We start from the raw sequence: 22,060 nt of genomic DNA, 5'->3' as shown, positions 1-22,060 counted from the left end.
GATAACAATAGGGCGAGCATTGACCCAAGGGCAGCCAATGGCAAGGTTAGAGCTTGCGGATTTTCAGCGTCGCGATCCGGTTTTCTTCCTTGCTCAGCACTTCAAACCGAAAGCCGTGGAAGGAAAAGACCTGCCCCTCAAGCGGGATCATCTGTGCCTCATGGATCACAAGGCCCGCAATCGTGTTGGCTTCATCATCTGGCAGGTTCCAGTCATGGGCACGGTTTAGGTCGCGGATCGTCATGACACCGTCGACGATATAGGCACCGTCGGCGGTGGGCGCGATCTGCTCTTCCTCATGATCGTCAAACTCATCGGCAATCTCGCCGACGATCTCTTCGAGGATATCTTCCAGCGTGATCAGTCCCTGCAGACCGCCATATTCATCCACTACCAGCGCAAAATGCGTCTTCCGTTTAAGGAAGTTGCGCATCTGATCGTCGAGCGTTGTCGTCTCCGGCACGAAATAGGCGGGCATCGCCACTTTCATGACGTCAAACGCTTCGAGGCCTTGCGCATCCTCTTCACCGCCCGCGAGCAGCTTGTGCATCGCGCGCAAGAGATCTTTGGCATGGATGACGCCCACGATGTTTTCCGGCTCGTCCTTGAAAAGCGGCAAACGCGTATAGGGGCTTTTGAGGATCTGCGCGAGGATATCCTGCGCGGGCAGGGCGGCATCCAGCATCTCGATCCCCGAACGGTGCAACATGATCTCTTCCACCGCACGTTCATTAAGGTCCAGCGCGCCCAGGATGCGGTCGCGGTCTTCCTTTTCAACGATACCTTCGGAGTGGCCCAGCTGCAGCGCCCCCGCGATCTCTTCACGCACCGCCAGAATGTTGCTGTCAGGGTCGGTGCGCACACCAAAGACGTAAAGCACACCGCGCACGAGGTAGCGCACCGCCGTGACGATGGGCGAAAAGACCAGCACGACAAAACTGATCGGCCCCGCCACGCGCGACGCGACGGATTCAGGGTAGGTGATCGCAAAGGTCTTGGGCAGCACCTCGGCAAAGATCAGGACCAGCAAGGTCATGATCAGGGTGGCCGCTGCCACGCCGTTTTGGCCAAAAAGCTTGGTGAGCACCGCGGTGGCAAGGGACGTGGCCAGAATGTTGACAACGTTATTGCCCAAGAGGACCGAGCCGATCAGACGTTCATTGTCTTCGGTGATCTTCAGCGCCCGCTCGGCCCCTTTTGAGCCCTTATCTGCGTTCGAGCGCAGCTTGCCACGCGACGCTGCCGTCAGCGCGGTTTCAGAGCCGGAAAAAAAGCCCGAGAGGACAAGAAGGATCAGGATTGCGCCGGCGGTCACCCAGAATGCGGCGTCAAGTGTGGCGGTTTCCATCAGATACTTTCACGCAATATCACGATTGTTATGTAGTCTCGGCTGCCCGTCATCAAGCCTTCGCAGCTTTTGCAAGCGGGTGGTGCTCCAGCACCAGATCCTTGAGCCGTTCATCAAGGACATGGGTGTAAATCTCGGTGGTTGCCACATCCGCATGGCCCAGCATGGTCTGGATCGACCGCAGATCAGCACCGCCCGCCAAAAGATGCGTGGCAAAGGCATGGCGCAAGGTATGCGGCGTGACTTTGGCCGGAGAGACCCCACCCGCCACGGCAAATTCCTTGATCAGGCCAAAGAAGCGGTGCCGGGTCAGGTGCCCGGACTTGCCGCGCGACGGGAACAGGAATGGGGAGGCCGGTTTGCCGTCCTTGCGCGCCGCCTCTTCCGCCTCATCGCGCGCGCTCAGGTAAGCCGCCAAGGCCACCCGCGCCGGTGGTGACAAGGGCACGAGCCGTTCTTTGCCGCCTTTGCCGCGCACCAGCAACATGCGCGGGTCGCCGCGCGCTGCAGAGACAGGCAGGCTGACAAGTTCGGTCACGCGCATGCCGGTCGCATACAGCAATTCCATCAGGCAGGTATTGCGTAGCTTTTCCTTGGGCGAATTGCGGGCCGCCTCCAATAGCCGGTCCACTTCGGCGATATCAAGGGTTTTAGGCAGGCGTTTGGCGCGCCCTGGCCCCTTGATCTGAATGGCGGGGTTGTCGTCGCGCCAGCCTTCCTCGAAGGCAAAGCGATAAAGCTGTTTTATCGCAGACAGCCGCCGTGCGCGTGTGGATTTGGCGAGCCCCTCCGCCTCACAATCGATCAGGTAGCTTTCGACATGATCGCGCGTTGCTGTTTCAAAATGCTGCGCCCTGTCATCAAGCCAGCCGCTGAAATCGTGCAGATCACGGGCATAGGCCAGTTGCGTGTTGGTGGCGGCGTCAAGCTCGGCTGCCTGCGCCTCAAGAAAGGCCTGAATCCAATGTGCCATGGCGGCGGTCATGGGGTGCGGTCCAGGATCAGCATCTGCAAGGCCGCGCGACGGGCGACATCCTCGACCCCGACGGACCGTAAAAGCGCCAGCGCATCGGTGACCAGCCTGCTGTCACCCACATAACCCGCATTGAATTGCGCGATGGCGCGCAAGAGCGCCTCACCTAGCTTGCCTTCGCCCACGAGGGCTTCAATCGCGGCCGACGGGGCGGCTCCGTTAAAGGCCGCCTGGATCGCGATTTCTTCCGTTGTACGTGCGGGCACCTCTTGCGGAACACCCCGCGCCAACGCGACCAAAAACGGATCAAAGCCCAGCCCGACCTCTTGCGCGGCCAGTGCCACCTCTTCGTAGCCCGGCGATAGCAGCCCTATGTAGAAGGCGATTTCCGCTGCTTGACCCTCCAGCGGCAGATCCTGCAGGTCGTCTGCATAAAGCTTGGCAAAGGGCACTTCGGTGCGTGCATCCTGCATCGCCTGCCACGCAGCAGGCAGGGTTTCGCGCAGCCGCGCAGTATCCCTGTCGCGCAAGGCTGCATCAAACCGCTGGATCGCTGCGGCCCTGTCCCAAACGCCACCCGATGCCGCCGGGATCCGCGCAGTATAGAATTTCTGCAGTGTGTTTTCTGCGACAGAGCCATGCCGCGCCAGGCGTTCCGCCGCCTCCAACTGCGATTTCCACGCGGTCGTCGGGCGTAGATCGGCGTGGGCAAAGGCAAGGGGCAGCGTGGCGGTGATCAGCGGCTCCCCAATTGCCTCATGCATGCGGAAGGTCAGTGGGCTGACCCGCGCGGGTGGCGCGAGCGGCGGCTCCCCTTCAAACAATTCCGGATCAAGAAAGCGCGACAGCAAAGCCTCTTCGGCTTCAGAGATATCGCCCAGAACCCGGTTTGTGTTCAGTGTCAACGCAGCTGCAGGCCAGTCACCGTTGCGGGCGAGACAGAAGATGCGCGCCGGATATGTCGGCGCGACAGAGGCATTGGCGCGCATCACATCGCAGACCCGATCCTCGGTGCCTGTGAGGAGTGCCACATCAAACCAGCGTCGGAAAAGCGCAATTGTGTCGGGGTCCGCCTGTTCGATCAGGGATTGCGCGGGTTCCAGCGCGCCTAGGTCCAAAAGCTTGTCGACCCGAGCCAAAAACAATGCCCCTTCCGCGTCAGCATCAAAGGGCGCATCCGCCTCGGCGAGCATCAGCACGCGCAAAAAGTCCTGCATGGCCGGCAAGGTCTCAACCCGTTCCGCGCGGACAAGGTCGACCAAGGTCGCCTCATCGCTGTTGGCCCAGATCGTGCGCGGCAGTCCCGTGACTTCGGGCGGTAAAAGACCGACCGGGTCTTTCGAAGGGCGGTCCAGCGGCGTGACCGTGACTGAGGGGGAGGCAGCCGTATCCGTCACCGGCGGTTCTGCGACCCGCGACCGCTCGACGCTTTCCGATAGCCAATCAATGGCCGAAAGCGGTGCACCGTCCTGCGCGGTCGCGGCCCCTGCGAAAAGGCAAAGCGCAAGGGCGTTAATTTGTGTCCAGCGTAACAGGGCGCGTCACCTCTTCTGAGGGGGCTGCAAAATCAGCGGGAAAGAAGACCGGCCCGATATAGGCATAAGCCACCAAACCTGCCCCGCAAATGACAATCAGATACAGCACCGCTTTGATGAGACGCCACATGACCTGCCCAAACCTTTCAATTCTGCCTCAATATGTGGTCTACATGCCACCTTTGGCAGGGATTATATATGGCCTTTTGCGCAAGATCACGGCATTCATTCATTAAATTTTGCGTGCGACACTTTTGGTCGCATTTGAGGGATCACACTGCATGACAACAGCGTCGCATTATCGCCTGCACCGGACGGTGGTTCTGGTGGGGATGATGGGCTCTGGCAAGACGGCGATCGGACGCAGCCTTGCCGCGTTCTTGGACGTGTCCTTTGTCGACAGCGATGCAGCGATTGAGGAGGCGGCAGCCCTGACCATCCCCGAAATCTTCGCCCGTGATGGCGAGGCATTCTTTCGCAAGCGCGAGGCTGAGGTTTTGCGTCGGCTACTGTCCGGTCCGCCCGGCATCGTCTCAACCGGCGGCGGGGCGTTTCTGGCGGCCGAAAACCGCGATGCGATTGCCGAGATGGGCATCGCCCTTTGGCTTGATGCCGATCTGGAAACCTTGTGGGAGCGGGTGCGTCACAAGGATACGCGGCCTTTGCTGCGCACCGACGACCCGAAAGCCACGTTGACCGCGATCTATGAAGAACGTCAGCCGATCTATGCGCTGGCCGGATTGCGGCTGCCGGTGAATGGCACGGCAAGCATCGATGAAACGACGCGGGCCGTTATTCAGACCCTGCTTACACGCCCCGAAATACTAGAGGGAAATTCATGACCGCCAAAGTGCATGTCGATCTGCCGGGTCGGGCTTATGACATCCTGATTGGTCCGGGCGTCATCACAGAAGCGGGCCAGCGTGTGGCGGCACTTGGCGGGCGGCGGCATATCTGCATTCTGACGGATGAAAATGTCGCTGCAGCCCATCTTCCAGCCTTGCAAACAGCCTTATCCGATGGCGGTCTGAACAGTGACGCACTTATCCTGCCCGCTGGCGAGGCCACGAAATGCTGGGCGCAGTTGGAACGCGCGGTGGAATGGCTGCTCGCCCAGAAGGTGGAGCGCGGCGATGTCGTTGTCGCTTTCGGTGGAGGGGTCATCGGCGATCTGGCTGGTTTTGCCGCTGCGATCCTCCGGCGCGGTGTGCGGTTTGTGCAGATCCCCACGAGCCTTTTGGCGCAGGTCGACAGTTCCGTGGGCGGCAAGACCGGGATTAACTCGCCCAGTGGCAAGAACCTGATTGGGGCTTTCCATCAGCCGAGCCTTGTGCTCGCAGACACTGCACTGCTTGGTAGCTTAGCCAAGCGTGATTTTCTTGCAGGGTATGGCGAAGTGGTCAAATACGGGCTGCTGGGTGATGCGGATTTCTTTACTTGGCTTGAGGCGCAAGGACCTGCTTTGGCTGCGGGTGACATGGATGCGCGGGTGCGTGCGGTGGAACGATCCTGCCAGATGAAGGCCGAGATCGTGCAGCGCGATGAGACCGAGCAGGGCGACCGCGCGCTTTTGAACCTCGGTCACACGTTTTGCCATGCTTTGGAGGCGGCGACGGGCTATTCCGGCCGACTGCTGCATGGGGAAGGGGTGGCGATTGGTTGCGCTCTGGCATTTGAGCTCTCATCCCGGCTGGGCCTTTGCAGCCAGGAGGACCCGAGCCGTGTCCGCGCCCATCTGCGCGAAATGGGAATGAAGGTGGATATCGTCGATATTCCCGGCGATCTGCCGGATGCGGCGGGCCTTCTCGATCTGATGGGGCAGGATAAAAAGGTGCTGGATGGCAAATTGCGCTTCATCCTCGCGCGCGGGATTGGTGAGGCGTTCATCACCTCAGTCGTACCGCGCGATGCCGTTATGTCGGTGCTGGAGGACGCGCTCGCCGCGCGCTAGCGCTGATCGTCGTCAAACAGGTTGATCCCGTATTTCTTCGCGAAATTCAGGAAAAGCGGCACTTCCATGATCATCAACGTAACAATGGTGAATACGGCCCAGTTCACCTCAAAGAACAGCATACTGAACGGCACGCCGCTGCCCCAGAACAGCGCGCCCGCCACGAAAAGCGCAAGCGCTGAAAGAACCAGATCAATCGTCATGATCCGGTTCAACGTCTTCTCTTCAAGGCTGGGATAGATACCCAGATAAGCTACTGCGAGGATCACGCCGTTCAGGATCAGGATCTGAGCTTCAGGCGCGAATTGCATGATTTAGAACGGAATTTCGTCATCCATATCGCTGCCGCCTGCGGGCGCGTTGCCGCCACCGCCATAGCCGCCATCATTGCCGCCGTAGCCACCGCCGCCGTAACCGCCGCTGCTGCTCCCGCCGCCGTAATCGCCGCCCCCGCCGCCTTCACCGCGGCTGTCGAGCATGGTCAATTCGCTGCGATAGGGGCGCAGCACCACCTCGGTCGAGTACCGGTCCTGACCGCTCTGATCCTGCCATTTGCGGGTTTCCAATTGGCCCTCGATATAGACCTTGGAGCCTTTGCGTAGATATTGCTCGGCCACCCGGGCCAGTGGTTCGGAAAAGATCGCCACCGAATGCCATTCGGTTTTCTCGCGCCGCTCACCGGTATTGCGGTCTTTCCAGTTCTCGGAGGTGGCGATGCGCAGGTTGCAGACTTTGCCGCCGTTCTGAAAGGTCCGCACTTCGGGATCGGCGCCCAGATTGCCGATGAGAATGACTTTGTTCACTGATCCGGCCATTCTGGCACCTCCCGCGATTCTAATTTGCGCTTTTGTGACAGAGACGGGATGCCGCAACAAGGTTAACAGAAGGTGACCTTGGTTCTGCGGGCGCGAGGCACTATGTTCGGCAGGGTGGACAGGTGGGGAGCCAAACCATGCGCACTGTGCGAACACTTGGATTTCTGTGCGGCCTAAGCGCGGCCTTTCCCGCTTTGGCGCAGGAACAAGTCTCGACCATGTCGCGTAGCGGGCTTTTGCAAAGCCAGATCGATGTGCTGGAGGGGCGCGCGGCAGGGCAATATGCGAATTCGGTGCGGCTGCAGCCCCCGCGTGATGCAGGTCTGACCGCGATACCGCGTTACACCGGCAGCTATGCGGGGCCGTTTTTGAACAGCGCAAGGACAGCGGCGACACGTCATGGTGTGCCCGCTGATCTTTTCCTGCGCCTGGTGCAGCAGGAGAGCGGCTGGAACCCCAATGCAGTATCGTCCAAAGGGGCGCTGGGGTTTGCGCAACTGATGCCAGCGACAGCGCGCGCTTTGGGTGTCGACCCTCTCAACCCTGAACAAAACCTGGATGGCGGCGCGCGGTATCTACGTACGCAATATGAGACCTTTGGATCATGGCCGCTCGCGCTTGCCGCCTACAACGCCGGGCCAGGCGCGGTGACGCGCTACGGCGGCGTCCCGCCCTTTGCGGAGACGCGGCATTATGTGCAGGTGATCTGGGGTCGCTAGGCCCCCGAACCTATTCCGCTGCGATCTGGATCACAGGCTGCATATCGGCCAGATCAGCGTCGCTCAGATGACATTTGATCTGATGACCATCAGCCAGCATGCGCACCGGCGGCACCTCGCGTTCACACAGATCACCCACTTTCGACTTCCAGCGGCATCGTGTCTGGAACGGGCAACCACTGGGCGGGTTCATGGCTGACGGGATATCGCCCTCCAGAACGATATGCTGCTTTTCCACACTTGTATCGGCGATGGGCACGGCCGACAGCAGCGCCTCGGTATAAGGATGATAGGGCGGGGCGAAGACCTGATCGGTTGTGCCCAATTCTACCACGTGACCCAGATACATCACCATCACCCGGTCGCTGAGATAGCGCACGATGGACAGGTCGTGGCTGATGAAGAGGAGCGTTGTCTTATGTTCACGCTGGATTTCCATGAGCAGGTCTGTCACCGCCGCCTGTACGGACACGTCAAGCGCCGAGACAGGCTCATCCGCCACCACGATCCGTGCGTCACCGGCAAAAGCACGTGCGATTCCAACGCGTTGCTTCTGGCCACCGGAAAGCTGGCGCGGCATGCGGTCGGCAAAGGCACGGGGCAGTTTGACGAGATCGAGCAGCTTCAGCATCCGGTCCTTGCGTTCGGCGTCGTTTTCGCCAATGCCAAAGATTTCGAGCGCCCGGATGATCTGCCGCCCGACCGTCATGGAAGGGTTCAGCGTGTCAAACGGGTTCTGGAACACCATCTGGATGTCGGACACGGTTTTGGTGTCCCGATCCTCAATCGCGGTTTCGCCGATGGAGCGGTTATCGAGCAGGATTTGGCCGTCCGTTGCAGTCTCTAACCCCATGAGAACCTTGGCGAAAGTGGATTTGCCGCAGCCGGATTCGCCGACGATGGCCAGCGTCTCGCTCTCGCGGGCCTCGAAACTGAGCGTCTCATTCGCCTTCACGACCTTCTTGTCGCCGCCACCGAAGAGGGCGTTGGCCGCAACTTCATAGTACTTCTTGAGGTTGTCCATTTTCAGAACAACTGGCCCTGGTTCCGGCTTTTCGTGCGTTTCGGTCACGACAAGCGGTGCGTTCCAGTCAATTTCCTGGAATTTCAAACAACGCGTCTGATGTCGGTCATTGCCGGGCACGACTTCCATCGGGATAAAGCCCTGATCACAGCGCCCGGCTTCGAAATAGTCGCAGCGTGGCCCGAAATTGCAGCCTTGCGGGCGTTCGTGAGGCAGGGGGAAGTTGCCGGGGATGGCCACGAGGGGCCGCGCGTTTTTGTCGGCCCCGGGAAGGGGGATCGAGCGGAAGAGGGCCTGTGTGTAGGGGTGCTGCATCGTGTCGAAGACGTCTTCGATACTGCCGCGTTCGACCGCTTCGCCGGAATACATCACGCAAATCCGGTCACAGGTTTCGAGCACCAGCCCTAGATTGTGGCTGATGAAAAGCATCGATGTGCCGTATTTCTTGCCAAGGTCCTTGACCAGTTCGACCACGGCGGCCTCGACCGTCACGTCAAGTGCTGTGGTCGGCTCATCGAGGATCAAAAGCGACGGGTTTGCCATCAGCGCCATGGCGATGACGATACGCTGTTGCTGGCCGCCGGAAAGTTGGTGTGGGTAGCTTTTCAGCATGCGTTCCGGGTCGGGCAGTTTGACGTCGGTGACGACTTCCAGTGCTCGCGCATAGGCTTCTTTCTCGCCGATGCCTTCATGGATCATCGGGACTTCCATCAGCTGTTTGCCGATCTTCATGGCAGGGTTCAGCGATGCCATGGGCTCCTGATAGATCATGGCGATTTCGCTGCCGCGGATGTCGCGCAGCCGTTCGGGCGACATCTCGTTCAGGTCTTCGCCCTTGAACTTGATCGATCCGCCGACGATGCGTCCGTTCACACCCAGATCCTGCATGACGCCAAGGGCGACGGTGGATTTGCCGCACCCGGATTCGCCGACAAGGCCAAGTGCCTCGCCCGGCATGACGGTTGCGGAGAAGTCCATGACGGCCGGAATTTCACGCAGCCGGGTGAAGAAGGAAATGGACAGCTTGTCGATTTCAAGGATCGGTTGGGTCGGGTCTTGGGTGGCCATCAGCTGCCTCCGAATTCAGTGTAATGTGTTGTGACGGAGGCGCTCATCAGTCTTTCAGACTTTCTTCGCGCAGGCCGTCGGCCAGCAGATTGAGGCCCAGAACGAGGCTCATCAAAGCCAGCGCAGGGGGCAGGGCAGGGTGTGCGAAGACCAGAAGCAGCTTGCGCCCTTCGTTGATCGTGGACCCCCAATCGGGGCTTTCGGGGGGCAGGCCAAGACCGAAGAAACCCAATGTGCCGAGAAGGATGGTCGTATAGCCGATCCGCAGGCAGAAATCGACGATAAGGGGCCCGCGCGCATTTGGTAGGATTTCCCACAGCATGATGTACCACGCGCCTTCACCACGGGTCTGGGCGGCGGCCACATAGTCGCGCGTGCGCAGATCAAGCGTCAGACCGCGCACGATACGGAAGACCGTGGGCGCGTTCACGAAGACAACCGACACGAACACCACCAGCACGGTGATATCGAACCCATCGAGCCATGGCGGTAGGAAGTTGATCACCGTGCCACGCTGATTGATGACAGACAGATAAAGCCAGCCGAGGATCCCCAGAACCGGGATCATGATCGCCGTACGTTTCGCAGGCTGCGTGTAGTAGCGCGAGTTCAAGAGCACGAAGAAAAAGATCAGCGGGAAGAAGAACAGGAACGCCGCCATGTAGGACGGGATACCTGTCTGCACGATCTCCGGCGTGACCAGCAGATAGAAGAGCAGGATTACGGGAAAGGCTAGGATCAGGTTGGCAAGAAACGACAGAACGGTGTCGAGCTTGCCGCCATAATAGCCTGCAGGCAGGCCCAGCGTGATGCCGACCATGAACGCAAAAAGCGTGGCCAGCGGTGCGATCGCGATCACGAAGGTGGAGCCCGCCACCATCCGGCTGAACACATCACGGGCCAGGTTGTCACCGCCCAGAAGGTAGTGGGGCAGCAAACCTGCAGTCCCTTCTGGCACAGCCACGCCCGGCACTTTGTTCTTCAGACCCGAGACTTGCGTCAGGTAATCATGGGTGGCGATCCAGTCGAAGACGCCGAAGAAAAGGGCGGTAAACACCCAGAACATCACGAGCGCAAAGCCGATCATGCCCACGGTGCTGTCAAAGAGCTTGCCGTAAAGGCCGAGCCGCCGCTTATAGCGGATGGAGACAACGAACAGCACCACAAGTGCAATCCACACCGGCAGGAAACGTTTGGACATTTCGCCCACGATCCCGGCCTGTCCGTAGCCCATGAAAAGCGGGATCACGATATAGGCGAGAAGCGCCGCGACGATGACCAGCAACAGATATTTGCTGGCCGTCTCAAGCAACCCGATCACGCCGCCGCGCGATTGCAACGTGCCGTCAGGATTAGCCTGTAGAGTGACCGGGCCTGCTATGAAGGCCATGACGTTTTGCACGACGACTGCGACGAGATAAAGCGCAATCGCGATCCCGAAAACGGGGTTGAGGATGGTGCCGAGGCTGCCTGTCCATGTAAGCGGTTCCATGTCCGGGTCCCCCTTAAGAAATACGGATGCGTGGGTTCAGATAGACATAGCCGATGTCAGAGATCAGCTGTGTCAGAAGCACCACGAAAACAGAGATGACAGAGACGCCTAGGAGCATCTCAATATCGTTGTTAGAGGCCGCGCGGACCAGTTCCCACCCAAAGCCCTGATAGGTAAAGAGCGTCTCAACGATAACCACGCCATTCAAGAGCCACGGGATTTGCAGCATGATGACCGTGAAGGGGGCGATCAGCGCGTTCCTGAGCGCGTGTTTCAGCACGATCTTGGGGAAACTCACGCCTTTCAGTCGGGCGGTGCGGATGTATTGCGCGGTCATCACCTCGGCCATGGAGGCGCGGGTCATCCGCGCGATATAGCCCATGCCGTAAAGCGCGATGGTGATCACCGGTAGGAAGAAGTTCTCAAACGTCGCATCCTGCACCGCCGAACTGGCAGAGCCTTTGAACCATTGCATACCAAAGGTGGAGGTGGCGAAGAGCGCGATGAAGACAACACCCGATACATATTCCGGTGTCGCGGTGGAGATGATGGAGGCGGTGGACAGTGTCCGGTCCGTGCGAGAGCCTTCACGCATGCCCGCGAGCACGCCCACGATCAAGGCACCGGGCACCATGACAACCATGACCCAGAACATCAACTTGCCGGTATTGGCGAGGCGCGTGGGCAGCACCTCACTCACATCTTCCTTGGCGACGGTTGAAAAACCCCAATCGCCTTGCAGGATACCGCAGAACCGGGGCGCCTCCGAAGCGTCTTGGCCGGGGTCGATGCAGCGTCCGCGTATCTCGCCATCAGTTCCTTCAATCACATAGCCCGGCACGACGCCCAGCCATTGGCCGTATTTGACGGGCAGGGGCTGGGAATAGCCGCGATTGGCCAGCCATGTCTCAACCGCTTCATCGCTCATCCTTGCATTGCCTTGCGTCTTCGCAAGTTTTTCAAGGTTGGGCGCGAGGTTGGTGAGCCAGAAAACAATGAAGGTGAGGCATAATGCTGTCAGCAGCATCACGCCAAGGCGGCGCAGAATGAATAATCCCATCAAGACCCCTGTTGGTCGTTTGCGGGCGTGTTCACCCGCGTTTTTTGCCCATCGTTTATCGGTGGTGCGTGGTATGAAAAGGGCCGCGTCTAGTTTGAGGCGGCCCGATTTCGTTTAGGCGGCAAGCCCAATCTTATAGATCTGCGGCAGATACGCGATATGCATATCCCAGCCCACAAAGCCCGGCTTGGCATGGCGGTAAAGCGAGCGCCAGTAAGGCTGGATCGTCACACCTTCGTCGCTCATGATAGCCTGCAGTTTGCCCATCGTCTCGCGCCGTGCATCAGCGTCGGCGATGGAGTTTGCCTCGGCCAGCAATGCATCGAATTCGGCATTGGCGAAGCCGCTTTCGTTCCAGGCTTCACCGGAGCGATAGGCAAGGCCAAGGATCTGCGTATCAAGCGGACGGTGGTTCCAGTTGGTCGAGCTGAACGGGTATTTCGTCCAATCGTTCCAGAAGGTTGAGCCGGGGATGATCGTCCGTTTGACGTTGAAACCCGCATCGCGCAACTGAGCCGCAACCGCGTCAGTCGTGTTCTTGCGCCAATCGTCGTCGATGGAAATGATCTCCATCTCGAAGTCGGCCATGCCAGCTTCGGTCAGCAATTCCAAGGCTTTCGCAGGATCATAGGGCAGGCCGGGCACATCCGCCCAAGCGGGGTGCATCGGCCCCACATGCTGGTTTCGTGCAACTTCACCCAGGTTCGAGTAGCCAAGTTCTAGACAAACATCGTTGTTCACCGCCATGGCGATGGCCTGACGCACACGCTTGTCAGCGTAAGGCTGGATACCATCAACCTCAGCCAACTGGTTAGGCCGGATGGCGATGGTCGCACCCGAGGCCACTTCAGAGCGTTCCCAACCGATCCCTTCGAATACGTCAACAAAGTCGCCGACGGTTTCGTAGGTCATGTCGACTTCGTCTGCTGCGGCAGCGGCGACCCAGGCGGAGGGGTCCTGGCCGTAATCGATGTATTCGATCCGGTCGAGGAAGGCGCCTTTGCCAGCCGCATAGCCCCACCATTCGTGGCCTTCATTGCGCACGATCACGCCGCGCACACCAACCTCAAGGCTTTCAGGCATGTAGGGGCCCGTGCCGACAGGATTGTCGAGCATGGCATCGGGGTTAAAGCCCGCAGGCACAATCGCCGCCGGATAATCGGACATACCAGCAATCAGTGAGATGTCAGAGGCGGGCAGGTTCAGGCGCACGGTGTGACTGTCGACCACTTCGATGCCGCCATCAATGGCTTTTTCGGTGGTGTCGTCAATCAGAACCGCGAAACGGCCTGCCATGGAGTTGCCTTCGACTGTCTTGTCGCACCAGCCTTCGATGTTGCGGGCCACGTCTTCCGCTGTGAATTCGGTCCCGTCATTCCATGTCACGCCACGGCGGACATTGAGCGTATATTGGGTCGCGTCCTCGTTAACCTCCCAGCCTTCCAGCAGCATCGGCTCAAACGAGCCGTCAGAATTGTACTCAACCAGATATTCCAGCCAGCCGGCTGTAAAATAGGCGATCTGGGTCCAGTCATAGGTGCGCGGATCTTTCAGCGCCCGCACTTCCATCTGCATGCGCAACGTGCCGCCTTGCTGGGCATGCCCGGCAGCCTGCGCTGGCGCGTTCATGCCAAGTAGACCGTAAGCTGCGGATGTGGTTACCCCCAAAGCGGTCGTGCGCGCCAAAAACTCCCGTCGGCTGAGTTTGCCGGCTTTCGCTTCTTCGGCATACATCAGCGCAGCTGGATGGATGGGCTTTCGTGATGGCGTCATTATTTTCTCCCTGTGACACATCTTTTTATAGCGTCGGCTTGTTGCGCGCCTTTGTCGCGTGGCGCCGCCGTCTGTCCCATTCCGCACGTTTTCCGGGCGCAGGTCAACCGACGCTTTGATCAAACACTTGTCAAAAGCGACATCTGACATGTCGGAAAGCGACATCGCGCGCTTCACCATCAAAGCGCTTTGGTGCCGCATCGCAGCAATAAGCGGCGCTCAGATTCGTGCGCCCGCACCGCCTGTGCGCCGGAAATCTGAGGGCGTTTGGCCCGATTTTTCCTGAAAACTGCGGGTGAAGTAGGCGGCGGACCGAAAACCGAGCCGCCGTGCAATGTCCTGCACCGGCTCTTTCGTGTCGCGCAGCAGCATGCATGCCTCATAATGGATACGTTCGTTGAGGAGCTTTAGCGCCGAGCGTCCGCAGGTCTGCTGGCAGACACGGGTCAGATGGGTTGGGGTGACGTTCAGCGCCGTGGCGAAATCGGCAACGCTGCGATCGGCCGCAAAGTCGCGGGCAATCAGTGTCGCATAGCGCGCGACAAGCTTGCCTGCCGCTGAATTGCGGCGCTGGTCGATGCTGGCCGGGTCGCGGGCCTGCAACTGACGCTCGACGAAGATCGTCAAAAGGCCGAGATGGCAGGCTGCCGCACGATCATCGCCACCGGGCTGGAGCTCACGTTCAATTGCCTCAATATAGCCCTGCAACTCTTTTTGCGGGGCGACATCACGCAGCCGCAGGTGAAATGGATGGTCGGGCCAGTCTGTGATTGATGGCAAGGTCATGATCTGACCAAAGACCGTTGGACCCACTTCGAGGCCATAGATCGTCTCGGCTGGAATGAAGATCAGGTTGTTGGGCCCATAGCCATTTGTCAGCCCAGCAACGGTGATACGGCCCTGTCCCTTGGTGATGTGGATCAGGCGCGGCGTTGCATGGCTGCGCATCGCTTCGGTCCGCCATTTTGCTGCCGGTCCGGCATAGGTCAATGTGGCCAGCGCCAGCGCTGGTTTGACATCGCTCATCATCGTCATCAACTTTGCCTCAATGTTGATTTTTGACAAGTTTCTCCAGAAAGCGCTGCGGAATCAACGGTCTGGGTGATCGGCGAATCGCAGTGTTGCGGATATGTCAGCCGTTGCGATGGGCAGGTGATACCAGTCCTTTTGCCGCGCGCGGAACCACGTGCGCTGGCGTTTGGCGTATTGGCGCGAGGCGATGATTGCGGCCTCGCGCGCGGCCTCCAGCGACATCTCACCCTTCAGATGGGCGATGAGTTCGGGCGCGCCGATTGCCTTGGAGGACAGGTGGTTGGGGTCCCAGTGATCCAACATCGCCCGCGCCTCATCCAGCGCGCCCTCTGCCAGCATCAGATCGAAGCGCCGCGCGATGCGGTCGTTCAGCCACTCCTTCGGAGCATCCAGCGTGATGGCGACGGTTTGGTCCAACGGCAATAGCGGCGGCGGCGTCGCCTGTTGCCAATTGCGCAAAGAACGGCCTGTGTTCTCTTGCACCTCCCACGCCCGTTGCACGCGCATACGATTGGCCGTATCGATCCCTGCTTTGGTCTCCGGATCAAGCGCGGCCAACATCTCTGACAGTAGCAGCGTATCGGCATGCGCGCGCAGCGCGTCTGGTGTTGCTGGGATTTCGGCCAGACCGGCGGTCAGCGCATGAAAGTTGAGCCCGGTGCCGCCGACGATGATCGGCCGGTCCGGGCCGTCCAAGAGGGGCGCAAGATCACGCAGCCAGTGTCCGACCGAGTAGTCGGCATCAAATGGGACGTGCCCATAAAGTGCGTGGGGCGCTTGCGCGAGATCAGCATCATCCGGCCGTGCGGTCAAGATGCGCCATCCGTCAAAGACCTGCAACGCATCCGCATTCACGATCACGCCGCCCTGCATCTTTGCGATATGGAGCGCCAAGGCCGATTTGCCGGACGCGGTCGGTCCGGCAATCAAAATGGGCTTGTCTGGGAGAAGTGTGATCATCAAGGTTATTTGCACGTTACTGGCTGCGACGCCCGTACATAGGAAAGGGAAACTGACAGGAAAAGCCCATGCTCATCGTTCTCAACGGATATCCGGGCGTTGGCAAGCTGACCATTGGCCAAATTCTGGCCGAACGTCTGCAGGGACGGCTTCTGGACAACCACACGGTTTACAATCCTGCTTTTGCGCTCACGACATTCAAGTCGCCAGCATTCTACGATGCTGTGCGGGCGATGCAGGTGCTGACCGACGACTTAATTGGCCGATTGGATGCGCGTATTCCGCTGGTTCTGACCGAAACCTTGGCGGGTTCGGCGCCATGGGGCGATGAATGCTGGAAGCGTATCGAAAAGCTTGGTCGGATCCGTGGGCCTTTTTACGTGGTTCATCTTCTTTGTGACCCAGAAGAGAACGTGCGACGCATTCAGGAACCTGGTCGTGAGTCAAAACGCAAACCGCGCGATGCAGAAATGGCGCTGCGCAACCACAAAGACGGATATCGCCTTTATGGCGATGACGCCAAAAACCTGCTCCGTCTCGACGTGACTGACCTGTCGCCCGATAAGGCTGCAACAGAGGTCCACAACTGGATCGCGTCGCAGGGTTGAAATCATGACGCAATCCTTTGCCCAAACGGTTTTGAGGGCCATTGAACCCCGCAACCTTTTGGGACATTTTGCGCGCCAATAACAAAGCGCATCAGGGGGACGCCATGACCGATATCGAGACAACCACGTTCAAACGTGTGATGCTCAAAATCTCTGGCGAGGCGCTGATGGGGGACACGAGTTTTGGCTTGCATCCACCGACCGTGCAACGGGTCGCGGCGGAGATCAAAGCGGTCCACGATCTCGGGGTCGAGATCTGCATGGTGATCGGCGGGGGGAACATCTTTCGGGGCTTGCAAGGATCGGCCCAGGGGATGGAGCGGACGACGGCCGATTATATGGGGATGCTGGCCACGGTGATGAATGCGCTGGCGATGCAGTCCGCGCTGGAAGAATTGGGCATTCATACGCGCGTGATCTCGGCCATTACGATGAACGAAGTGGCCGAGCCTTACATTCGCCGCCGCGCAGTGCGGCACCTCGAGAAAAAGCGGGTCTGCATCTTCGCCGCCGGGACCGGGAACCCTTACTTTACCACTGACACTGCGGCAGCTTTGCGTGCCAGTGAGATGGCTTGTGAGGCGATCCTGATGGGCAAGAATGTGGACGGCGTCTATGACAAGGACCCGAAGAAACATGCGGATGCGCAGCGTCTCGACAAGATCGGCTATGATGAGGTGTTGCAGAAGCGCCTTGGGGTAATGGATGCGAGCGCGATTGCGCTGGCCCGTGACAACAACCTGCCCATCGTTGTGTTTTCGTTGAACGAACCTGGTGGGTTCCGTGGGATCATGGCGGGTGAGGGGACCTATACCATCGTCGAAGACTAACATGCGCGGTCGGGTCGCGCTCTTTCTTCGCGGGCTGCCTTGATCCGCATTTTTGAACTTTCGAAAACATGATTTTGCTCAATTTCTGCGCGATCCTTGCGGATAACCTGACCTATACAAGGAACGCACCATCGCGTAATAGGTTCAAAAGTAGGGCAAAGTGGCCCCGAGGAAGAGCAAAGAATGTCTGAAGAATTTGAACTTGATACCGATGACCTGGGCCGCCGGATGGATGGCGCGATTGCGAATTTGCGGACGGAACTGGCCTCGCTGCGCACGGGCCGCGCGTCCGGGTCGATGCTGGAACCCGTGATGGTCGATGCATATGGTACGATGACGCCCATCAATCAGGTCGGCACAGTGAATGTGCCAGAGCCGCGCATGGTCACCATCAATGTCTGGGACAAGGGTCTGGTCGGCAAAGTCGAAAAGGCCATCCGCGAAAGCGGTCTGGGGATCAATCCGCAGATGAATGGCACGATCATCATGTTACCCATTCCCGAACTCAACGAAGAACGCCGCCGTGAGCTAAGCAAGGTGGCGGGGCAATATGCCGAAGGCGCGCGTGTTTCTATTCGCAACCTGCGCAAGGACGGGATGGACCAGATCAAGAAGGCCAAGGCCGATGGTCTCTCTGAAGATGATCAGAAATTCTGGGAAAGCGCGGTTCAGGAACTAACCGACGCCCATATCGCCAAAGTTGATGAAACGCTTGAGACCAAGCAAACCGAGATCATGCAGGTCTAGGCCATCTAATCAGTAAAGGGGCCATCCATGCCCAAAGACGCAGACGCAAAGATCAACCCGGCCCATGTCGCAATCATCATGGATGGCAATGGCCGTTGGGCGCAAAAGCGGGGTCGCCCGCGGCTCTTTGGGCACCATGCCGGCGCGCGGCGCGTGCGCGAGATCGTGAAGGCCTGCCCTGATCTGGGAGTGAAGTACCTGACGATCTTTGCGTTTTCGACCGAAAACTGGAAGCGGACTCAGACCGAGGTGGCGGGGCTCATGAGCCTCTTTCGTAAGTATTTGGAGCGCGAGGCGCAGGAGCTTTTCGAAAGCGGTGTCTGCGTGCGGTTTATTGGCGACCGGATCCGGCTGGACGACAAGCTGGTCACATTGATGGACGATCTGGAATTGCGCACGGCGGGCAACGACCTCGTGCACCTGACAGTGGCACTCAATTACGGTGGACGGGACGAAGTGACGCGCGCGGCTAAGCGGCTGGCCTATGAGATTGAGCAGGGGCGCCTGACACATGATGATGTTGATGCAGAAACCCTATCGAAGTTCCTCGATACACATGTTTTGCCCGACCCCGATCTGGTGATCCGCACCAGTGGCGAGGCGCGGATATCGAACTTCCTGCTCTGGCAATCGGCTTATGCGGAGTACGAATTCATCGACACGCTCTGGCCCGACTTCACGGCAGATGAATTTGCCAAAGTTCTTGCCAGCTTTGGCGGTCGTGAGCGCCGGTTTGGGGCGATTCTGGCCTGACAATGACACCCCCACCTGCCAATCCGACCAAGTGGGATGATCTGACCGTTCGCATCGCCTCAAGCGCCGCCATGGTGGTTGTCGGCGCCGTTGGCGTAATCCTCGGTGGCGTCTGGTTCCAGATGATGGTCGTTTTCGTCAGCGCCGTCATGATCTGGGAACTCTGGATGATGATCCGCCCGAAAGAGCCGACAAAAGGCATGCTGCTCGCGGCCCTTGCGGCGTCGGTCATGTCAGGGCAGTTAACGCAGGCCACACCCTGGGGGTTCTTGCTGTTTCTGATCGTGCCGCTGATCGGGATCTCGCAACTCAAGACGGAAAAGAAGACATTCTTTGTTTTCGCCTTGGGCATTCAAGTCGCGGGCTGGGGGTTGGTGCATTTCCGGGTCGATTATGGGTTCACCTGGCTTTTGTGGCTGATGTCAGTCGTGATTGTCACGGATATCTTTGGCTATTTCGCGGGCAAGGCCTTTGGCGGCCCGAAATTCTGGCCCCGGATCAGCCCAAAGAAAACCTGGAGCGGGACCGTGGCAGGCTGGATCGGGGCCGGTATCGTCGGGTTCATCTTCACGCTTCTAACCAATGCCGGGGTGTGGGTGATTTTGATCTCAATGATCCTCAGCTTCGCTGGCCAGATGGGTGATATCGCAGAAAGTGCGCTGAAGCGGCGGATGGGGGTAAAGGACAGCTCAACCCTCATCCCCGGTCACGGGGGGCTTTTTGACCGGTTTGACGCATTGCTGGGGGCTTCGCTTTTTCTGATTTTCGTCGCTGACATTGTCGATGTTCCGGGGGTGGTCTTTTGAGGCGGATCACGTTGTTTGGGGCAACCGGATCGGTGGGCCAGAGCGCCATTGATCTAATTGCGCGCGATGATCAGGCTTACGATGTTGTAGCGCTGACCGGCGGGCGAAACCTCCAACAACTGGCAAAAGATGCCGTCCGGCTGAAGGCCGATCTTGCGGTAACGTGCTATCCCGAATGCTATGATGAACTGAAAGCTCTTCTTGACGGCTCGGGCGTCGAGGTTGCCGCCGGGCCGGACGCTGTGGCAGAGGCGGCTTCGCGACCGGTTGATTGGGCTTTGTCGGCGATTGTAGGTGCCGCCGGACTTGTGCCGGGCCTCGAGGCGCTGTCACACGGCACCACCCTTGCGCTGGCCAATAAGGAGTCGCTGGTGACTGCTGGGCCGCTTTTGCTGGGCCGTGCGAAGGCGCATGGGGCGACGGTACTACCTGTGGACAGTGAGCATTCGGCCGTCTTTCAGGCGCTTGTGGGCGAGCATATGGCCGCTGTCGAGCGGGTGATCATCACCGCAAGTGGCGGTGCGTTTCGCGATTGGCCCGTCGAAAAACTGGCGCAAGCGACATTGGCTGAGGCCTCAAGCCATCCCAACTGGAACATGGGCCAACGGATCACCATCGACAGCGCATCGATGTTTAATAAGGCCATGGAACTGATTGAAACGAAAGAGTTCTTCGAGGTTTCGCCCGGTATGATTGAGGTACTCGTGCACCGCGAAAGCCTGATCCATGCGATGGTGGGGTTCAATGATGGGGCGCTTATGGCACATGTGGGGCCACCCGATATGCGGCATGCGATCGGTTATGCGCTGCATTGGCCGGAACGCAAGGACTTGCCGGTCGAGCGGCTGGATCTGGCGCACATTGGTCAACTGACCTTTGAGGCACCTGATCCTGAACGCTACCCGGCCTTAGCGATTGCGAAAGACGTGATGGTGCAGGGTGGCCTATCAGGAGCAGTCTTCAATGCTGCGAAGGAACGTGCGCTTGATGCGTTCATCGCGAGTGAGATCGGATTTCTGGACATGTCACGGGTTGTTTCCGCGACGTTGGACAAAATGTCATCGGACGGTGGGCTGCAAAATGCCGCAATCACTCTAGATAACGTGCTTGAGACAGACAGGCTGGCCCGTATCCGCGCGGGCGAGGCCATCAGCCAATTGGGATAATGCCTTGGACCTGATGCAATTCGTGCCGATATTCGGCAATTTCGCCTTTATGATTGCGGCCTTTGTGGTGGCACTGTCGGTCATCGTCGCGATCCATGAGTATGGCCACTATATCGTCGGGCGCTGGTGTGGCATCCATGCGGAGGTCTTTTCGCTTGGCTTTGGACCAGTACTTTTCAGCCGGACGGACAAACGGGGAACCGAATGGCAGATCGCGGCGCTGCCGCTTGGTGGATTTGTCAAGTTCCTGGGCGATGCCAATGCGGCGAGTGTTGGCTCTGACGGCTCGGTTGCAGAGGTGGATATGCGCCGCACGATGCTGGGCGCGCCGCTTTGGGCCCGCGTCGCCACGGTTGCGGCTGGGCCGATCTTTAATTTTGTCCTGGCGATTGCGATCTTTGCCGGGTCCATCATGTATGAGGGGCGTGCCGTTACACCTGTAACCTTTGGTGAGCTTCGCGATCTGCCGCCCAGCTACACAACAGAGCTTGAGCCGGGCGACGTGCTCATTGCGATTGAAGGCCAGCTTTTTGATGACCCTGACCGTGAAGGGATGCTGATTGATCTTCTGCCGTTGGAAGAGCGATTGGACTATCTGGTTGAGCGCAACGGGGTCGAGGTGATCGCCGAAGGCCCGTTCCTGATGCCAACGGCGGTTTCCAGTGTCGTACCGCGTTCCGCCGCTGATGACGCAAACATCAAAGTAGGCGATGTGATCACTGCCGTGGACGGGCAGGAGATATTTGCCTTTCCGCAATTGCAAGAGCTGGTTCTTGCAGCTGAAGGAGCGCCACTCGAGCTGACTCTATGGCGTGATGGCGACGAACTGACTGTCACACTTCAACCCCGCGCCACAGACGAGCCGCGCCCGGGCGGCACCTTCGAAAGGGTGTACCGCATCGGGATTGCCGGGCAGTTGTTCTTTGATGCGCAGACCGAGCCGATTGGACTGGCAGAGGCCACCCAGCTCGGTGCCCAAAGCCTTTGGAACCTGCTGACAACCTCATTGTCCGCCTTGCAGCATATGATTGTTGGCCAGATTTCGACATGTAATCTGTCTGGCCCGGTTGGCATTGCCGAAACAAGTGGCTCGATGGCCGAACAGGGGGCGCGCAGCTTCATCTGGTTTATTGGTGCCCTGTCGGCTGCTGTCGGCATGATCAATCTCTTCCCGATTCCGGTTCTGGATGGGGGGCACCTTATGTTTTACGCCTATGAAGCGGTTGCCCGCCGTAAACCGAGTGAAAAGGCCGTTCAGGTGTTCATGTTCGTGGGACTGACGCTGATTTTGTCGCTGATGACATTCACCATTCTCAACGACACGTTGCTCTGCCCATAAGCGGCGCCTTGCCCCAAATGTGTGGGGCTTTCTCTCACCCATTTCACCCTGTTTCATAAAG

The 22,060-nt window shown here is 59.0% G+C and carries 22 protein-coding genes; 10 read left to right on the top strand and 12 right to left on the bottom strand.

Annotated features, from left to right (window positions below):
* Positions 1–46: 46 nt before the first annotated feature.
* From SLH47_RS06760 to SLH47_RS06745, 4 genes are all read right to left on the bottom strand, one after another.
* Positions 47–1,348, bottom strand: coding sequence for an HlyC/CorC family transporter (locus SLH47_RS06760; RefSeq protein WP_320238706.1), 1,302 nt, complete (start codon positions 1,346–1,348; stop codon positions 47–49).
* A 52-nt stretch (positions 1,349–1,400) separates the two neighbouring features.
* Positions 1,401–2,321 (bottom strand): site-specific tyrosine recombinase XerD, encoded by a 921-nt coding sequence (locus SLH47_RS06755; RefSeq protein ID WP_413785628.1) that lies wholly within the window; start codon positions 2,319–2,321, stop codon positions 1,401–1,403.
* Between the two features lie 8 nt (positions 2,322–2,329).
* Entirely contained in the window at positions 2,330–3,718 is a 1,389-nt protein-coding gene (locus tag SLH47_RS06750; protein WP_320238704.1) for a hypothetical protein, read from the bottom strand.
* Positions 3,719–3,833: 115 nt separating this feature from the next.
* The gene (locus tag SLH47_RS06745) at positions 3,834–3,986 is read right to left on the bottom strand and encodes a hypothetical protein (RefSeq protein WP_320238703.1); all 153 of its coding nucleotides are present in this window, start codon (positions 3,984–3,986) and stop codon (positions 3,834–3,836) included.
* 151 nt (positions 3,987–4,137) lie between these two features.
* Here SLH47_RS06745 and SLH47_RS06740 point away from each other — a divergent pair, with 151 nt between their 5' ends.
* Complete coding sequence (locus tag SLH47_RS06740) at positions 4,138–4,698, top strand: shikimate kinase (protein WP_320238702.1); 561 nt, start codon at positions 4,138–4,140, stop codon at positions 4,696–4,698.
* Positions 4,695–5,807, top strand: a complete 1,113-nt coding sequence (aroB, locus tag SLH47_RS06735; RefSeq protein WP_320238701.1) for a 3-dehydroquinate synthase — start codon at positions 4,695–4,697, stop codon at positions 5,805–5,807. Before SLH47_RS06740 ends, aroB begins: the two co-directional genes overlap by 4 nt.
* On the opposite strand, the gene SLH47_RS06730 is transcribed toward aroB, so the two are convergent.
* Both SLH47_RS06730 and ssb read right to left on the bottom strand, forming a co-directional pair.
* Entirely contained in the window at positions 5,804–6,118 is a 315-nt protein-coding gene (locus SLH47_RS06730; RefSeq protein ID WP_320238700.1) for a hypothetical protein, read from the bottom strand. The genes aroB and SLH47_RS06730 overlap by 4 nt on opposite strands.
* Before the next feature lie 3 nt (positions 6,119–6,121).
* On the bottom strand, positions 6,122–6,622 hold the full coding sequence (gene ssb, locus SLH47_RS06725; RefSeq protein ID WP_320238699.1) for a single-stranded DNA-binding protein: 501 nt from the start codon (positions 6,620–6,622) through the stop codon (positions 6,122–6,124).
* Between the two features lie 137 nt (positions 6,623–6,759).
* On the opposite strand from ssb, the gene SLH47_RS06720 reads away from it, so the two are divergent.
* The gene (locus tag SLH47_RS06720; RefSeq protein WP_320238698.1) at positions 6,760–7,341 is read left to right on the top strand and encodes a lytic transglycosylase domain-containing protein; all 582 of its coding nucleotides are present in this window, start codon (positions 6,760–6,762) and stop codon (positions 7,339–7,341) included.
* 10 nt (positions 7,342–7,351) lie between these two features.
* Here the strand turns inward: SLH47_RS06720 and SLH47_RS06715 are convergent, their stop codons facing one another.
* From SLH47_RS06715 to miaA, 6 genes are all read right to left on the bottom strand, one after another.
* Complete coding sequence (locus SLH47_RS06715) at positions 7,352–9,433, bottom strand: ABC transporter ATP-binding protein (protein WP_320238697.1); 2,082 nt, start codon at positions 9,431–9,433, stop codon at positions 7,352–7,354.
* 46 nt (positions 9,434–9,479) lie between these two features.
* On the bottom strand, positions 9,480–10,925 hold the full coding sequence (locus SLH47_RS06710; RefSeq protein ID WP_320238696.1) for an ABC transporter permease: 1,446 nt from the start codon (positions 10,923–10,925) through the stop codon (positions 9,480–9,482).
* Positions 10,926–10,938: 13 nt separating this feature from the next.
* Positions 10,939–11,985 (bottom strand): ABC transporter permease, encoded by a 1,047-nt coding sequence (locus SLH47_RS06705; protein WP_320238695.1) that lies wholly within the window; start codon positions 11,983–11,985, stop codon positions 10,939–10,941.
* A 114-nt stretch (positions 11,986–12,099) separates the two neighbouring features.
* Positions 12,100–13,758: an ABC transporter substrate-binding protein gene (locus SLH47_RS06700; RefSeq protein ID WP_320238694.1), complete on the bottom strand. Its 1,659-nt coding sequence runs from the start codon at positions 13,756–13,758 to the stop codon at positions 12,100–12,102.
* 219 nt (positions 13,759–13,977) lie between these two features.
* The gene (locus SLH47_RS06695) at positions 13,978–14,793 is read right to left on the bottom strand and encodes a helix-turn-helix transcriptional regulator (protein WP_320238693.1); all 816 of its coding nucleotides are present in this window, start codon (positions 14,791–14,793) and stop codon (positions 13,978–13,980) included.
* A gap of 54 nt (positions 14,794–14,847) precedes the next feature.
* A complete protein-coding gene (gene miaA, locus SLH47_RS06690) occupies positions 14,848–15,750 on the bottom strand; it encodes a tRNA (adenosine(37)-N6)-dimethylallyltransferase MiaA (protein ID WP_320238692.1) in 903 nt (300 codons plus the stop codon).
* Positions 15,751–15,818: 68 nt separating this feature from the next.
* Here miaA and SLH47_RS06685 point away from each other — a divergent pair, with 68 nt between their 5' ends.
* From SLH47_RS06685 to rseP, 7 genes are all read left to right on the top strand, one after another.
* Entirely contained in the window at positions 15,819–16,358 is a 540-nt protein-coding gene (locus tag SLH47_RS06685; protein WP_320238691.1) for an AAA family ATPase, read from the top strand.
* Between the two features lie 104 nt (positions 16,359–16,462).
* Positions 16,463–17,188 (top strand): UMP kinase, encoded by a 726-nt coding sequence (pyrH, locus tag SLH47_RS06680; protein ID WP_320238690.1) that lies wholly within the window; start codon positions 16,463–16,465, stop codon positions 17,186–17,188.
* 183 nt (positions 17,189–17,371) lie between these two features.
* On the top strand, positions 17,372–17,935 hold the full coding sequence (frr, locus tag SLH47_RS06675) for a ribosome recycling factor (protein ID WP_320238689.1): 564 nt from the start codon (positions 17,372–17,374) through the stop codon (positions 17,933–17,935).
* A 27-nt stretch (positions 17,936–17,962) separates the two neighbouring features.
* Positions 17,963–18,688, top strand: coding sequence for a polyprenyl diphosphate synthase (gene uppS, locus SLH47_RS06670; RefSeq protein WP_320238688.1), 726 nt, complete (start codon positions 17,963–17,965; stop codon positions 18,686–18,688).
* Between the two features lie 2 nt (positions 18,689–18,690).
* The gene (locus tag SLH47_RS06665; protein ID WP_320238687.1) at positions 18,691–19,494 is read left to right on the top strand and encodes a phosphatidate cytidylyltransferase; all 804 of its coding nucleotides are present in this window, start codon (positions 18,691–18,693) and stop codon (positions 19,492–19,494) included.
* Positions 19,491–20,660, top strand: coding sequence for a 1-deoxy-D-xylulose-5-phosphate reductoisomerase (gene dxr / locus SLH47_RS06660; protein ID WP_320238686.1), 1,170 nt, complete (start codon positions 19,491–19,493; stop codon positions 20,658–20,660). The genes SLH47_RS06665 and dxr overlap by 4 nt, the downstream gene beginning before the upstream one ends.
* 4 nt (positions 20,661–20,664) lie before the next feature.
* A complete protein-coding gene (rseP, locus tag SLH47_RS06655; protein WP_320238685.1) occupies positions 20,665–21,999 on the top strand; it encodes an RIP metalloprotease RseP in 1,335 nt (444 codons plus the stop codon).
* The last annotated feature ends 61 nt before the right edge of the window (positions 22,000–22,060 follow it).

This window comes from Cognatiyoonia sp. IB215182, from assembly GCF_033963905.1.
Classification (GTDB): domain Bacteria; phylum Pseudomonadota; class Alphaproteobacteria; order Rhodobacterales; family Rhodobacteraceae; genus Yoonia.
Note: the sequence above shows the minus strand (reverse complement) of the source record. Positions and strands in the feature narration are given on the sequence as shown.

Coding starts and splice junctions, on each gene's coding strand:
- SLH47_RS06730 (WP_320238700.1), bottom strand. CDS start 6,118: ATGCAATTCGCGCCTGAAGCTCAGATCCTGATCCTGAACGGCGTGATC.
- SLH47_RS06755 (WP_413785628.1), bottom strand. CDS start 2,321: ATGGCACATTGGATTCAGGCCTTTCTTGAGGCGCAGGCAGCCGAGCTT.
- SLH47_RS06705 (WP_320238695.1), bottom strand. CDS start 11,985: ATGGGATTATTCATTCTGCGCCGCCTTGGCGTGATGCTGCTGACAGCA.
- SLH47_RS06700 (WP_320238694.1), bottom strand. CDS start 13,758: ATGACGCCATCACGAAAGCCCATCCATCCAGCTGCGCTGATGTATGCC.
- frr (WP_320238689.1), top strand. CDS start 17,372: ATGTCTGAAGAATTTGAACTTGATACCGATGACCTGGGCCGCCGGATG.
- pyrH (WP_320238690.1), top strand. CDS start 16,463: ATGACCGATATCGAGACAACCACGTTCAAACGTGTGATGCTCAAAATC.
- uppS (WP_320238688.1), top strand. CDS start 17,963: ATGCCCAAAGACGCAGACGCAAAGATCAACCCGGCCCATGTCGCAATC.
- SLH47_RS06715 (WP_320238697.1), bottom strand. CDS start 9,433: ATGGCCACCCAAGACCCGACCCAACCGATCCTTGAAATCGACAAGCTG.
- SLH47_RS06745 (WP_320238703.1), bottom strand. CDS start 3,986: ATGTGGCGTCTCATCAAAGCGGTGCTGTATCTGATTGTCATTTGCGGG.
- SLH47_RS06665 (WP_320238687.1), top strand. CDS start 18,691: ATGACACCCCCACCTGCCAATCCGACCAAGTGGGATGATCTGACCGTT.
- SLH47_RS06720 (WP_320238698.1), top strand. CDS start 6,760: ATGCGCACTGTGCGAACACTTGGATTTCTGTGCGGCCTAAGCGCGGCC.
- SLH47_RS06710 (WP_320238696.1), bottom strand. CDS start 10,925: ATGGAACCGCTTACATGGACAGGCAGCCTCGGCACCATCCTCAACCCC.
- aroB (WP_320238701.1), top strand. CDS start 4,695: ATGACCGCCAAAGTGCATGTCGATCTGCCGGGTCGGGCTTATGACATC.
- miaA (WP_320238692.1), bottom strand. CDS start 15,750: ATGATCACACTTCTCCCAGACAAGCCCATTTTGATTGCCGGACCGACC.
- SLH47_RS06685 (WP_320238691.1), top strand. CDS start 15,819: ATGCTCATCGTTCTCAACGGATATCCGGGCGTTGGCAAGCTGACCATT.
- SLH47_RS06740 (WP_320238702.1), top strand. CDS start 4,138: ATGACAACAGCGTCGCATTATCGCCTGCACCGGACGGTGGTTCTGGTG.
- ssb (WP_320238699.1), bottom strand. CDS start 6,622: ATGGCCGGATCAGTGAACAAAGTCATTCTCATCGGCAATCTGGGCGCC.
- SLH47_RS06760 (WP_320238706.1), bottom strand. CDS start 1,348: ATGGAAACCGCCACACTTGACGCCGCATTCTGGGTGACCGCCGGCGCA.
- SLH47_RS06695 (WP_320238693.1), bottom strand. CDS start 14,793: ATGACGATGATGAGCGATGTCAAACCAGCGCTGGCGCTGGCCACATTG.